Consider the following 11,942-nt stretch of genomic DNA (forward strand, 5'->3'; position numbering starts at 1 on the left):
CACGCGAAGGCGTGCGGCACGGCGCGTCGCCGTGTCCGCCCGCCGGGCCCCGCCCCTACGCGCCGCCCGGCTCCACGAACTGCATGTCCAGCTGGATCTTCACCACGTCCCCGAGCACGCCGGGAGCGAAACCGAGGCCGAAGTCGCCGCGCCGGATCTCCCCGGTCGCCTCGAACCCGGCATGGCGGCCCGCACCCTCCACCGGCATCCCCATCAGCCCGCCGAACTCCACGGCGAGCGGCACCGGCCGGGTCACGTCACCGATCGTCAGCTCGCCCGACATGGTCCAGTCCGCCCCCTCGCCCGACACCCGCGTCGAGCGGTACGTCATCGTCGGCCGCTTCTCGACGTCGAGCAGGTCAAAGGCGCGGACGTGGGCGTCCCGGTCGGCGTTCCCGGTGTCGATGGAGGCCAGGTCGACGGTGGCCGACACCTGGACGTCCTCGGCCCGGTCGCCGACGTACAGCCCGGCGTCGAAGGTGTTGAAACGGCCCCGCACCTTGGCGATGCCCAGGTGGCGGATGGTGAAGTTCACGGCGGAGTGCAGCGGGTCCAGCGTCCACTGGCCCGGGGCGATCGGCAGGGCGGTGGACGCGGTGGTGTCGTTCGTCATGCCCACCACCCTGCGCGCCCCGCGTCCGGCCAGGGAGACCGGCCCGAGCGTGGTAGTGGCAGGGACACCCTCCGGGGTCCGCGCGTTGGTACGTTCGAGCCGTGAGCGACAACGACCTGGGTACGTTCCTGCGCGGTCGGCGCGAAGCCGTCACCCCGGCCGAGGCCGGTCTGCCCACCGGCCCCCGCCGCCGCACCCCCGGCCTGCGCCGGTCCGAACTGGCCACGCTCGCCGACATCAGCGTCGAGTACCTCACCCGGCTCGAACAGGGCCGGGACCGCAACCCCTCCGTGCAGGTGCTCGGCGCCCTCGCCGACGCGCTGCACCTGTCCCTCGCCGACCGGCTGCTGCTGCGCCGGCTGACCCGGGTGGAGGACTGCGGCGGCGACCCGCTGGTCTGCGCCGCGGCCCCGCCGCTCAGCCGCACCGCCCGCCCCACCGTGCGGGCCGTACTGGACCGGCTGGAGCCCAGCCCCGCGGCCGCGCTCAACTGGATCGGTGACGTCCTCGCCCACAACCCCGGGTTCGAACGGCTGACCGGCCCGATCGGACTGCTGGACACCGAGCGGCCGAACCTGCTCCGATACGTGTTCACCGACCGGCGCTCCCGCGCGGCGTTCCCGGACTGGGCACAGGTCGCCGACGACCTGGTCGCCCGGCTCCGGCACGACGTGCCGCTGCGGGACCCGTACGTCGCCGAACTGGCCGACGAGCTGACCGTGACGGCCGGCGCGGAGTTCACGGACCGGTTCGCCGACTTCTCCCTGGTGCCGCGCCGGGTCGGCAACCGGCGCGTGGCACACCCGCGGGCCGGCGCGCTGCACCTGCTGCACGAGACGCTGGCGCTCCCCGATGACGGCCAGTGGATCATCGTCCACCTGCCCGCCGACGACACCACGGCCGCCGCCCTGGACCACCTCGCCGGCCGCCGCCCGGGCGCCCTGCGGGCCGTACGGGCGGCCGGCTGATCCGTCCGCCTGCGGTCAGCCCGTCGGCGGGCGGGCGCGCTGCGGGGTCGACCCGGGTGTCCGGCGCGGCCGGGCCCGGTTCGTCGTCAGTGGCGTCGGTCAGCCCGCCAGTTCATGGGCGTACGGCGGTTCCGCGCCCGGGCGGGAGCAGGTGAGCGCGGCGGCGCGGGCCGCGAAGCCCAGCAGTTCCGCCCAGCCGTCCGGACCCAGCGCGGCCAGGGCCTCGGGTGTCAGCGCGTCCCGGGCCGCGAGGCCGTGCAGCAGCGCCGCGTTGACCGTGTCGCCCGCGCCGATGGTGTCCACGACGTCGACCCGCTCGCCCGGCACCGCGTACGCGCCGCCGTCGCGGGTGAAGACGGACAGCCCGGCACCGCCCCGGGTGACCACGACCGCCGCCGGACCCGCCGCCAGCCACTCCCGGGGCGTGCCGCCCAGCCACTCGGCGTCCTCCGCGGACAGCTTCAGCAGCGCCACCGAGGGCAGCCAGCTCTTGAACCGGGCCCGGTACGCGTCCGGATCGGCGATGAGCCCCGCCCGGATGTTCGGATCCAGGGCCGTGAACAGACCCCGCGCCGCGGACTGCCGCATCAGCTCCTCGTACGCGCTCGCCCCCGGCTCCAGCACCAGCGAACAGGTGCCGAAGGAGACCGCCCGGGTCCCGGACGGCAGCGCGGCGGGCGTCCGGAACAGCCGGTCCGCCGTGCCCTCCACGTAGAAGGAGTACGCGGCCGATCCGTCCGTACCGACTGTGGCGACGGCGAGTGTCGTGGGCTCGGACCCGCGCTGCACCGGGGAGACGTCCACCCCGGTCTCCCGGAGCCGGTCGAGGAGCGCCTCGCCGAAGGCGTCCCGCGACACCCGGGAGCAGAAGGCGACGGGGGAGCCGAGCCGGCCCAGGGCCACGGCCGTGTTGTACGGTCCGCCACCGAGCGCCGGGGTGAGCGCGGCCAGCGCGCCCGTGCCTCGCGGTACCAGGTCGATCAGTGCCTCACCGGCGACGACGATCACGTGACGGTCCCTTCCACGGCCTCGGACGGATCAGGGCAGCCGCACGAGGTGCGGTGCATGAGCGAACAGGTCAGGCGTACGGTCCTGGCGGGCAGCTCGGGGTCGGCCAGGCGTTCCAGGAGCAGCCGGACGGCATGCGTGCCCGACTCCCTGCCGGGTTGGGCGACGGCGGTGAGCCGGGGTGTGAACAGGTCCGCCCAGGCGAAGTCGTCGAAGCAGCACAGCGCGATGTCGCCGGGCACGGACAGGCCGCGGGCGCGCAGGGCGCGCAGCGCGCCGAGGGTCATCGCGTTGTTGGCGGTGATCAGCGCGGAGGGCGGTGCGGGGAGGGCGAGCAGGCCGCCGGTGGCCCGTTCGGCGCCGGCCGACTCGGAGTCGCCGTGCGCCAGCAGGCGTTCGTCGTAGGGCAGCCCGGCCGCCCGGAGTCCGTCGCGGTACCCGGCGGCCCGCTCGCGCGTGGTGCTGAATCCGGGCCGGCCGGCCACCAGACCGATCCGCCGGTGGCCGAGCTCGGCGAGGTGCCGCACCAGCCGGGCCGTCGGTTCCGCGCCGCCGGCGCAGACCTGGTCGAAGTGCGGCGGGCCGTCCGCCGGGACCTCGACGACCCGGTCGAGGAACACGGTCGGCACCCGGTGCCTGCGAAGATAGGCGACGAGAGCGCTCGGGTCGGCCGAGGGCGCGACGATCAGACCGTCCACACGGCGCTCGTGCAGCAGCTGGACGACCTCGCGTTCGTGCCGGGGGTCGTCGCGCGGGTCGGCGATGAGCAGGCCGTAGCCCTGTTGTACGGCGGCTGCCTCGACGCCCTGGAGGATCTCCGTGAAGTACGGGTTGCTGATCGCGGAGACCGCCAGCCCGATGGACCGGGTGCGCGCGGTGACCAGCGACCGCGCCAGGGCGTTCGGGGCGTACCCCAGCTCCTCGATCGCGTCCAGGACCGCCTGGCGGGTGCGGGGCAGTACCGGCCGGGTGTCGTTCAGGACGTGCGAGACGGTCGCCACCGAAACACCGGCGCTGCGCGCCACATCGGCCATCGTCGCCAACGGTGTGCTCCCTCCCCGGCTTCGCCCGCCGCCCGGCTTTCCCTCGCTGCGTCCGGCCTTCGCCTTCGTCTTCGTCTTCGCCGGACTGTTGGCCGGACCGTACCTTATGCGGCGTCGGACGTAAACGCTTGCGCAATCGCTTACGTCTCCCTGACCCGAGGACCGCGCCGCACACGGCCCCGGCCGTGTTCCCGACCGGAGCGCTCGGTATCGTCGGCTAGCCCGTTCAAACGTCCTGATCAGTGGAGACACCCATGTCCGGCCGTCCTGTCCCGAGCCGTCGTACCGTGCTGGGCTCGGTGGCCGCCGTGTCCGTCACCGGACTGGGCGCGACGGCCTGCGGGCCCGGCGGTGCCAGCGGCGTGGCGGCGGCGCCGACCGCGGCCGTCGACCTCGGTGCCGAGGGCGAGGTGGCCCGCGGGGGCGTCAAGCTGTACCGGGACCACAACGTGGTGGTCGGCCGGTCCGAGGACGGTTCCCTGAGGGCGTACAGCACGGTCTGCACGCACGCGGGATGCGCCATCGACCGGCTGGCGGAGGGCCGGCTCGTCTGCCCCTGCCACGGCAGCGAGTTCGACCCCCGCACCGGCGAGGTGCTGCACGCACCGGCCACCGCGCCCCTGGAGGAGCTGCCGGTCGAGGCCCGCGACGGCCGGATCGTGGCGGGACCGGGCGCCTGACGGCCCGTGCCGCCCTCTCGGGCCTGCCGGAACCCGCCCGCGCCCCGGGTAAAACCCTTCGACACCCTCTCCGGGGTGCGGCAGGCTTCGCGCGATGACACGACGAACCGATACGCCTCCCGCCTGGGACGAGCGCACCCAACTGATCACCTTCCTGGACTACGCCCGGGACACGGCGCGCGCCAAGTGCGAGGGCGTGTCCGCGCAGGACGCCCGCAGGGCCCCGCTGCCCGGGTCGCCGCTGATGACCCTGTGCGGGCTGATCAGCCATCTGCGGTGGGTCGAGCACTACTGGGTCCAGTCGGTCTTCCTGGGTGAGGAACTCGCGGGGCCGCTCGCGGCGGCGACCGACGACGACCCCGATCCCGAGATGCGGACCGCGGTCGACATCCCGTTGCCCCGGCTGCTCGCGGAGTACGAGGAGCAGAGCGCCCGCTACCGCGGCCTGCTGGCCGGGCACGACCTGGACGCGACGGCGCGGCGGCCGATCAGGGACGGCCGGCACGTGGACCTCCGCTGGATCCTGCTCCACCTCATCGAGGAGACGTCGCGCCACAACGGGCACATCGACATCGTGCGTGAGCTGCTCGACGGACAGGTCGGCGACTAGCGGCCAGGCGGCCAGGCGGCCAGGCGGCCAGGCGGCCAGGCGGCCAGGCGATCAAGCGACTGGGCGACTGGGCGCCGGGCGATCAAGCGACTGGGCGACTGGGCGCCGGGCGATCAGGCGACCGGGAGGGGGCCGGCGCCGTGCCGTCCGCCGTCCGTCACGCCCAATCCCACCCGATCCCCACCACACCCGGCCGCACCCGGGGTTCCACCAGGTGCACCGAGTGGTGCCGGTCGCTGAGGGGCAGGTCGTACCGTCCGCCGCGCGGGCCCGTCGGTGACGGCCGGGTGAAACGGTGACAGCGGACCGGCAGCGCGGCCGGGTCGAACCCCACCTGGAGCGCGTACTGCCCACCCGCGGCATCGAACAACCGTACGTACTCGCGTGACGACTCAGCCGTGCCGTCCTGGACGGCGTACCGGAAGAGAAAGGTGTCACCGGTCCGCAGCCGGGTGTCGAAGAGCAGCTCCGCCACCAGCACACCCTTGTCGTGGTGCCGGCGGACGCGCCCCGCGCGGCAGTTCTCCAGCGCGTGGACGCTCATCCGCTCCGGCGCGCACCCCGGGTCCCCCTGGTGGACCGCGACGAAGCGGTCGACGCCGTCCCGGCGGGCGCGGACTATGTGGTGCTCCTCGCGTCCGGACAGCTCACGGCGGGGCCCGATCCGTACCCGTTCGTGGTGGCCGAGGGTGTCCAGCCCGCCGTCCGGCGGCTGGTCCAGCTCGGCCAGCAGCCGGTCCAGCACCCCGGAGTCCCGCGCCTCGGTACGCCGCGCCGCCGCGTGCCCGTCGCTCTCCGTGAGCAGCCTGATCAGCGACTCCGTGGGCAACTGGAGGATCTCCTCCAGGGCCCGCACGGCCCGCAGCGACTCCGGGCGCTGCGGACGCCGCGCGCCCTGCTGCCAGTAGCTCAGACTCGTGACGCCGACCTTCACCCCGTACCGCGACAGGTGGTGCTGCACCCGCTGGAGCGGCAGTCCCCGGGCGGCGATCGCGGTCCGCAGCGCGAGGTGGAAGGGGCCGCCGCGCAAGGCGGAGTCGAGCTCCGCGACGGCGGTCCCCGCGTGCTGGGTGGCGTGCGGCATGCGGAAGCCTCTCTGTGACGGTGCGCCACGGCCGCTCGGGGCCGTCCGGCGCGCATCGGCCGGGACCGCCCCCGGCGCGGCGCGGGGCCCCGCATTTCCCTGTGCCGCGCCCCAGGGCCCCCGAGTTCCCCCGCATTGAAGCGTGTTGACCAAGTCCCGACAACACTTCCGACCGGACGGCCGCCCGTTCCCGGCCGGGGACCGGAGGGGGCATCGCGGGGGATCGGCGGGGGGACCGGCGGGTGTTCCGGCACGTCGTCCACAGGCCCGTCGGTCTGTCGGTCCTCGCCAGTAGGGTGTGAGTCATGGCCGACCCCTCCAGCTACCGCCCCAGTCCGGGACAGATCCCGGACTCGCCCGGGGTGTACAGGTTCCGTGACGAGCACCGCAGGGTGATCTACGTCGGAAAGGCGAAAAGCCTGCGCCAGCGCCTGGCCAACTACTTCCAGGACCTGGCGAACCTGCACCCCCGCACCCGCTCCATGGTCACCACGGCGGCGTCCGTGGAGTGGACGGTGGTGTCCACGGAGGTCGAGGCGCTCCAGCTGGAGTACTCCTGGATCAAGGAGTACGACCCCCGGTTCAACGTCAAGTACCGCGACGACAAGAGCTACCCCTACCTCGCGGTGACGATGAACGAGGAGTTCCCGCGCGTCCAGGTGATGCGCGGCCACAAGAAGAAGGGCGTGCGCTACTTCGGCCCGTACGGGCACGCCTGGGCGATCCGCGACACGGTCGACCTCCTGCTGCGCGTCTTCCCGGTCCGCACCTGCTCGGCCGGCGTGTTCAAGAACGCCGCCCGCACCGGCCGGCCCTGCCTGCTCGGCTACATCGGCAAGTGCTCGGCGCCCTGTGTGGAGCGGATCTCCGCCGCGGACCACCGGGAGCTCGCCGACGAGTTCTGCGACTTCATGGCCGGGCGCACGGGTACCTACCTGCGGCGCCTGGAGAAGCGGATGGCCGAGGCGGCCGAGGACATGGAGTACGAGCGGGCGGCCCGCCTGCGCGACGACATCGGCGCCCTGAAGAAGGCCATGGAGAAGAACGCGGTCGTGCTCGCCGACGCGACCGACGCCGACCTGATCGCCGTCGCCGAGGACGAGCTGGAAGCGGCCGTCCAGATCTTCCACGTGCGCGGCGGCCGGGTCCGCGGCCAGCGCGGCTGGGTGACCGACAAGGTCGAGGACGTCAGCACCGCCGCCCTCGTCGAGCACGCCCTCCAGCAGCTCTACGGCGAGGAGCGGGGCGACGCCGTCCCCAAGGAGGTCCTGGTCCCGGCCCTGCCCGACCCGGTGGAGCCGGTCCAGCAGTGGCTCACCGAGCGGCGCGGCTCGGGAGTGTCGCTGCGCATTCCGCAGCGCGGCGACAAAAAGGCCCTGATGGAAACGGTGCAGCGCAACGCCCAGCAGTCGCTGGTCCTGCACAAGACCAAGCGTGCCTCCGACCTGACCACCCGCTCGCGCGCCCTGGAGGAGATCGCCGACGCCCTCGGCCTGGACAGCGCCCCGCTGCGCATCGAGTGCTACGACATCTCGCACCTCCAGGGCGACGACGTCGTGGCCTCCATGGTCGTCTTCGAGGACGGCCTCGCCCGCAAGAGCGAGTACCGGCGCTTCCAGATCAAAGGCTTCCGGGGACAGGACGACGTCCGTTCCATGCACGAGGTGATCACCCGCCGTTTCCGGCGCTATCTCGCGGAGAAGGAGAAGACCGGCGAGTGGGCGCAGGAGCCGGCCGGGGAGCCGGCCGAGGCCGGGGCAGCCGGGCCCGCGGGGGAGACGGTCCCGTCCGGCGCGGACCTCAAGGACGAGGACGGCCGCCCCAAGCGCTTCGCCTACCCGCCGCAGCTCGTCGTCGTCGACGGCGGCCAGCCCCAGGTCGCCGCGGCCCAGCGGGCCCTCGACGAACTGGGCATCGACGACATCGCGGTGTGCGGCCTCGCCAAGCGGCTGGAGGAGGTCTGGCTGCCCGGCGACGACGACCCGGTGGTCCTGCCCCGCACCAGCGAGGGCCTCTACCTGCTCCAGCGGGTCCGGGACGAGGCCCACCGCTTCGCGATCACCTACCAGCGCACCAGGCGCGCCAAGCGTTTCCGTGCCAGCCCCCTGGACGACGTGCCGGGACTCGGCGAGACCCGCAAGCAGGCTCTGGTCAAGCACTTCGGTTCGCTGAAGAGGCTGCGGTCCGCGACCGTCGACCAGATCTGCGAGGTGCCCGGCATAGGCCGCAAGACGGCCGAGACCGTCACGGCGGCACTGGCCGGCGCGGTCCCGGCCGGACCCGCCGTGAACACGGCGACCGGAGAGATCATGGAAGACGACGCAGACGAGACGTCCGGGGTGTCCGAGACGACGGCGGATGCCCCGGGGGAGCCCGTGACCGCGGGCCTCCCGGACGAACGACGGGGGCAGGAGACATGAGCGAGCGCGATCCACGTCAGGCGAAAGACCCAGCCGGGAGCCAGGCGGCACACAAGAAGACGAGCGAAGATCACCCCGAGCCCAGCGAGCCCAGCGAGCGCGACGGGCACAGCGAGCGCGACGGGCGAGGCGATCAGGGCGCACCCGACGGGCAGGGCGCACCCGACGGGCAGGACGGGCGCGACGGGCAGGACGGGCGCGAGGCGCCCCAGGAAGACGGAGCACAGGTGGGTACGGGCAGCGAGCCGGCGGGGGTCCCCGACGCGGCCATCCCCGAGCTGGTGATCATCTCCGGCATGTCCGGGGCCGGCCGCTCGACGGCCGCCAAGTGTCTGGAGGACCTCGGCTGGTTCGTCGTCGACAACCTGCCGCCCGCGCTGATCCCCACCATGGTCGAACTGGGCGCCCGCTCGCAGGGCAACGTGGCCCGGATCGCGGTCGTCGTCGACGTACGCGGCCGCCGCTTCTTCGACAACCTGCGCGAATCACTGGCCGACCTGGACGCGCGCGGCGTCACCCGGCGCATCGTCTTCCTGGAGTCCTCCGACGAGGCCCTGGTGCGCCGCTTCGAGTCGGTGCGCCGCCCACACCCCCTCCAGGGCGACGGCCGCATCGTCGACGGCATCGCCGCCGAGCGCGAACTGCTGCGCGAGCTGCGCGGCGACGCCGACCTGGTGATCGACACCTCCAGCCTCAACGTGCACGAGCTGCGCGCCAAGATGGACGCCCAGTTCGCCGGCGAGGAGGAGCCCGAGCTGCGGGCCACCGTCATGTCGTTCGGCTTCAAGTACGGCCTGCCGGTCGACGCCGACCTGGTGGCGGACATGCGGTTCCTGCCCAACCCGCACTGGGTCCCGGAGCTGCGCCCGTTCACCGGCCTCAACGAAGAGGTGTCGTCGTACGTGCTCAACCAGCCGGGAGCCAAGGAGTTCCTGGACCGCTATGCCGAACTCCTCCAACTGGTCGCCGCGGGCTACCGCCGGGAGGGCAAGCGCTACGTGACCATCGCCGTCGGCTGCACCGGCGGCAAGCACCGCTCCGTCGCCATGTCGGAGAAGCTCGCCGCCCGGCTCGTGGCCGAGGGTGTGGAGACGGTGGTCGTACACCGGGACATGGGACGGGAATGACAGCACGTACTCCGCGGCTGAGCAGGCTCGGCAGGCTGGGCCGGGCGATGCCCGAGGGCCGCTCCGCCGAGGCCCGGCGCCCCGCCGAGGCCCGGGGCGGCAAGCCGCGCCGCCGGGGCGCCCAGCCCAAGGTCGTCGCCCTGGGCGGCGGCATGGGCCTGTCCGCCTCGCTCGCCGCGCTGCGCCGGATCACCGGCGCCCTCACCGCCGTCGTCACGGTCGCCGACGACGGCGGCTCCAGCGGCCGGCTGCGCGACGAACTGGGCGTACTGCCGCCCGGCGACCTGCGCAAGGCGCTGGCCGCGCTGTGCGGCGACGACGACTGGGGCCAGACCTGGGCCCGGGTCATCCAGCACCGCTTCCAGTCCAAGGGCGAACTGCACGAACACGCGGTCGGCAACCTGCTGATCGTCGCCCTGTGGGAGCAGCTCGGCGACCACGTCATGGCCCTGGACCTGGTCGGCAAGCTGCTTGGCGCGCACGGCCGGGTGCTGCCCATGTCCGCCGTGCCGCTGGAGCTCCAGGCCCTGGTCAAGGGCCATGACCCGGAGCGGCCCGAGGACGTGGACACCGTCCGCGGACAGGCCACCGTGGCGCTCACGCCGGGCGAGGTGCAGTCGGTGCACCTGGTGCCGGCCGACCCGCCTGCCGTGCCCGAGGCGGTCGACGCGGTCCTCGACGCCGACTGGGTGGTGCTCGGTCCCGGGTCCTGGTTCTCCTCGGTCATCCCGCACCTGCTGGTGCCCGATCTGCTGGACGCGCTCACCGAGACCAAGGCCCGCCGGGTGCTCTCGTTGAACCTCGCCCCGCAGCCCGGAGAAACCGAGGGCTTCTCCCCGCAGCGTCATTTGGAGGTTTTGGGACGACACGCCCCTAAACTCGCCCTGGACGTGGTGCTGGCCGACGAGGCCGCCGTGCCCGACCGTGACTCGCTCACCGAAGCCGCGAAACGGTTCGGCGCCGCGGTCGAGCTGGCTCCGGTCGCCCGGACCGACGGGACCCCGAGGCACGACCCGGAGCTGCTGGCCGCCGCGTACGACCGTATTTTTCGGATGCATGGAAGGATCGGCCCATGGCGATGACGGCAGCGGTGAAGGACGAGATTGCGCGGCTTCCCGTCACCCGGACCTGCTGCAGAAAGGCAGAGGTCTCCGCCATTCTGCGGTTCGCCGGCGGCCTTCACCTGGTGAGCGGACGCATCGTGATCGAGGCGGAGCTGGACACCTCGGCGGCGGCCCGGCGGCTCAAGCGGGACATCCTGGAGATCTTCGGCCACAGCTCGGAACTGATCGTGATGGCCCCGGGCGGACTGCGCCGCGGCTCGCGCTACGTGGTCCGGGTGGTCGCCGGAGGTGACCAGCTGGCCCGGCAGACCGGCCTGGTGGACGGCCGGGGCCGCCCCATCCGCGGGCTGCCCCCGCAGGTGGTCTCGGGGGCCACCTGTGACGCGGAGGCCGCCTGGCGCGGGGCGTTCCTGGCCCACGGCTCGCTCACCGAGCCCGGCCGCTCCTCCTCCCTGGAAGTGACCTGCCCCGGCCCCGAGGCCGCGCTCGCCCTGGTCGGCGCCGCCCGCCGGCTGTCGATCGCCGCCAAGGCCCGCGAGGTGCGCGGCGTGGACCGGGTCGTCGTCCGCGACGGCGACGCGATCGGCGCCCTGCTCACCCGGCTCGGCGCGCACGACTCGGTGCTGGCCTGGGAGGAGCGCCGGATGCGGCGCGAGGTCCGGGCCACCGCCAACCGGCTGGCCAACTTCGACGACGCCAACCTGCGCCGCTCCGCCCGTGCGGCCGTCGCCGCCGGGGCCCGGGTCCAGCGCGCGCTGGAGATCCTCGCCGACGACGTCCCCGAGCACCTCGCCGCCGCGGGCCGGCTGCGGATGGAGCACAAGCAGGCGTCCCTGGAGGAGCTGGGCGCACTCGCCGACCCGCCGCTGACCAAGGACGCGGTCGCCGGGCGGATCCGCCGGCTGCTGGCGATGGCCGACAAGCGGGCCACCGACCTCGGCATCCCGGGCACGGAGGCCAACCTCTCCGAGGACCTGGCGGACAACCTCGCGGGCTGACCACCGGACAGCACGACCGCCGGTCACCCCCCCCGGGTTGGCCAGCCCCCCGCCGCCAGCCTCCCGTCCCCCTCGAGCCCTCCCCGACACCCGGCAGCCGGCCAACGCCCCCGCCGACCCAGTACCCCGGCCCCCGCCGGTCCCGCCCGTCCCGCCGGTCCCGCCCGTCCCGCCGGTCCCGCCGGTCCCGCCGGTCCCGCCGGTCCCGCCCGTCCCGCCCGTCCCGTCCGCCCCTCACCCGCCCGGGCGCACCACCCCACCCGCCGGACCCCCCGGCCCGTAAGACATCAACAAGCCGGTGTCGACCACCATTTGGGTGGTCGACAC

At 73.9% G+C, this 11,942-nt stretch carries 11 protein-coding genes; 7 read left to right on the forward strand and 4 right to left on the reverse strand.

Annotated features, from left to right (window positions below; genetic code table 11):
* Positions 1 to 55: 55 nt before the first annotated feature.
* Positions 56 to 613, reverse strand: a complete 558-nt coding sequence (locus tag ACTT8P_RS10800; RefSeq protein ID WP_442831346.1) for a YceI family protein — start codon at positions 611 to 613, stop codon at positions 56 to 58.
* A gap of 101 nt (positions 614 to 714) precedes the next feature.
* Here ACTT8P_RS10800 and ACTT8P_RS10805 point away from each other — a divergent pair, with 101 nt between their 5' ends.
* Entirely contained in the window at positions 715 to 1,581 is an 867-nt protein-coding gene (locus ACTT8P_RS10805; protein WP_442831347.1) for a helix-turn-helix domain-containing protein, read from the forward strand.
* A 99-nt stretch (positions 1,582 to 1,680) separates the two neighbouring features.
* Here ACTT8P_RS10805 and ACTT8P_RS10810 read toward each other — a convergent pair whose 3' ends face one another.
* Positions 1,681 to 2,589, reverse strand: a complete 909-nt coding sequence (locus ACTT8P_RS10810; protein WP_442831348.1) for a carbohydrate kinase family protein — start codon at positions 2,587 to 2,589, stop codon at positions 1,681 to 1,683.
* Complete coding sequence (locus ACTT8P_RS10815) at positions 2,586 to 3,632, reverse strand: LacI family DNA-binding transcriptional regulator (RefSeq protein ID WP_442831349.1); 1,047 nt, start codon at positions 3,630 to 3,632, stop codon at positions 2,586 to 2,588. Before ACTT8P_RS10815 ends, ACTT8P_RS10810 begins: the two co-directional genes overlap by 4 nt.
* A gap of 254 nt (positions 3,633 to 3,886) precedes the next feature.
* Here ACTT8P_RS10815 and ACTT8P_RS10820 point away from each other — a divergent pair, with 254 nt between their 5' ends.
* Positions 3,887 to 4,312 (forward strand): ubiquinol-cytochrome c reductase iron-sulfur subunit, encoded by a 426-nt coding sequence (locus tag ACTT8P_RS10820; protein ID WP_442831350.1) that lies wholly within the window; start codon positions 3,887 to 3,889, stop codon positions 4,310 to 4,312.
* Positions 4,313 to 4,406: 94 nt separating this feature from the next.
* Positions 4,407 to 4,922, forward strand: a complete 516-nt coding sequence (locus ACTT8P_RS10825; protein WP_442831351.1) for a DinB family protein — start codon at positions 4,407 to 4,409, stop codon at positions 4,920 to 4,922.
* A gap of 157 nt (positions 4,923 to 5,079) precedes the next feature.
* On the opposite strand, the gene ACTT8P_RS10830 is transcribed toward ACTT8P_RS10825, so the two are convergent.
* Entirely contained in the window at positions 5,080 to 6,006 is a 927-nt protein-coding gene (locus ACTT8P_RS10830) for a hypothetical protein (RefSeq protein ID WP_442831352.1), read from the reverse strand.
* Positions 6,007 to 6,311: 305 nt separating this feature from the next.
* Here ACTT8P_RS10830 and uvrC point away from each other — a divergent pair, with 305 nt between their 5' ends.
* Genes uvrC through whiA form a run of 4 tightly spaced genes read left to right on the forward strand, consistent with a single transcriptional unit; the run spans position 6,312 to position 11,615 of the window.
* Positions 6,312 to 8,426 carry an excinuclease ABC subunit UvrC gene (gene uvrC, locus ACTT8P_RS10835; protein ID WP_442831353.1) on the forward strand — a complete coding sequence of 705 codons (2,115 nt, stop codon included), beginning with the start codon at positions 6,312 to 6,314 and terminating at the stop codon, positions 8,424 to 8,426.
* A complete protein-coding gene (gene rapZ, locus ACTT8P_RS10840) occupies positions 8,423 to 9,553 on the forward strand; it encodes an RNase adapter RapZ (RefSeq protein WP_442831354.1) in 1,131 nt (376 codons plus the stop codon). Before uvrC ends, rapZ begins: the two co-directional genes overlap by 4 nt.
* Complete coding sequence (locus tag ACTT8P_RS10845) at positions 9,550 to 10,635, forward strand: gluconeogenesis factor YvcK family protein (RefSeq protein WP_361160960.1); 1,086 nt, start codon at positions 9,550 to 9,552, stop codon at positions 10,633 to 10,635. Before rapZ ends, ACTT8P_RS10845 begins: the two co-directional genes overlap by 4 nt.
* Positions 10,626 to 11,615: a DNA-binding protein WhiA gene (gene whiA / locus ACTT8P_RS10850; RefSeq protein WP_442831355.1), complete on the forward strand. Its 990-nt coding sequence runs from the start codon at positions 10,626 to 10,628 to the stop codon at positions 11,613 to 11,615. The genes ACTT8P_RS10845 and whiA overlap by 10 nt, the downstream gene beginning before the upstream one ends.
* The last annotated feature ends 327 nt before the right edge of the window (positions 11,616 to 11,942 follow it).

Source organism: Streptomyces sp. JW3 (assembly GCF_052216785.1).
Taxonomy (GTDB): Bacteria; Actinomycetota; Actinomycetes; order Streptomycetales; family Streptomycetaceae; genus Streptomyces.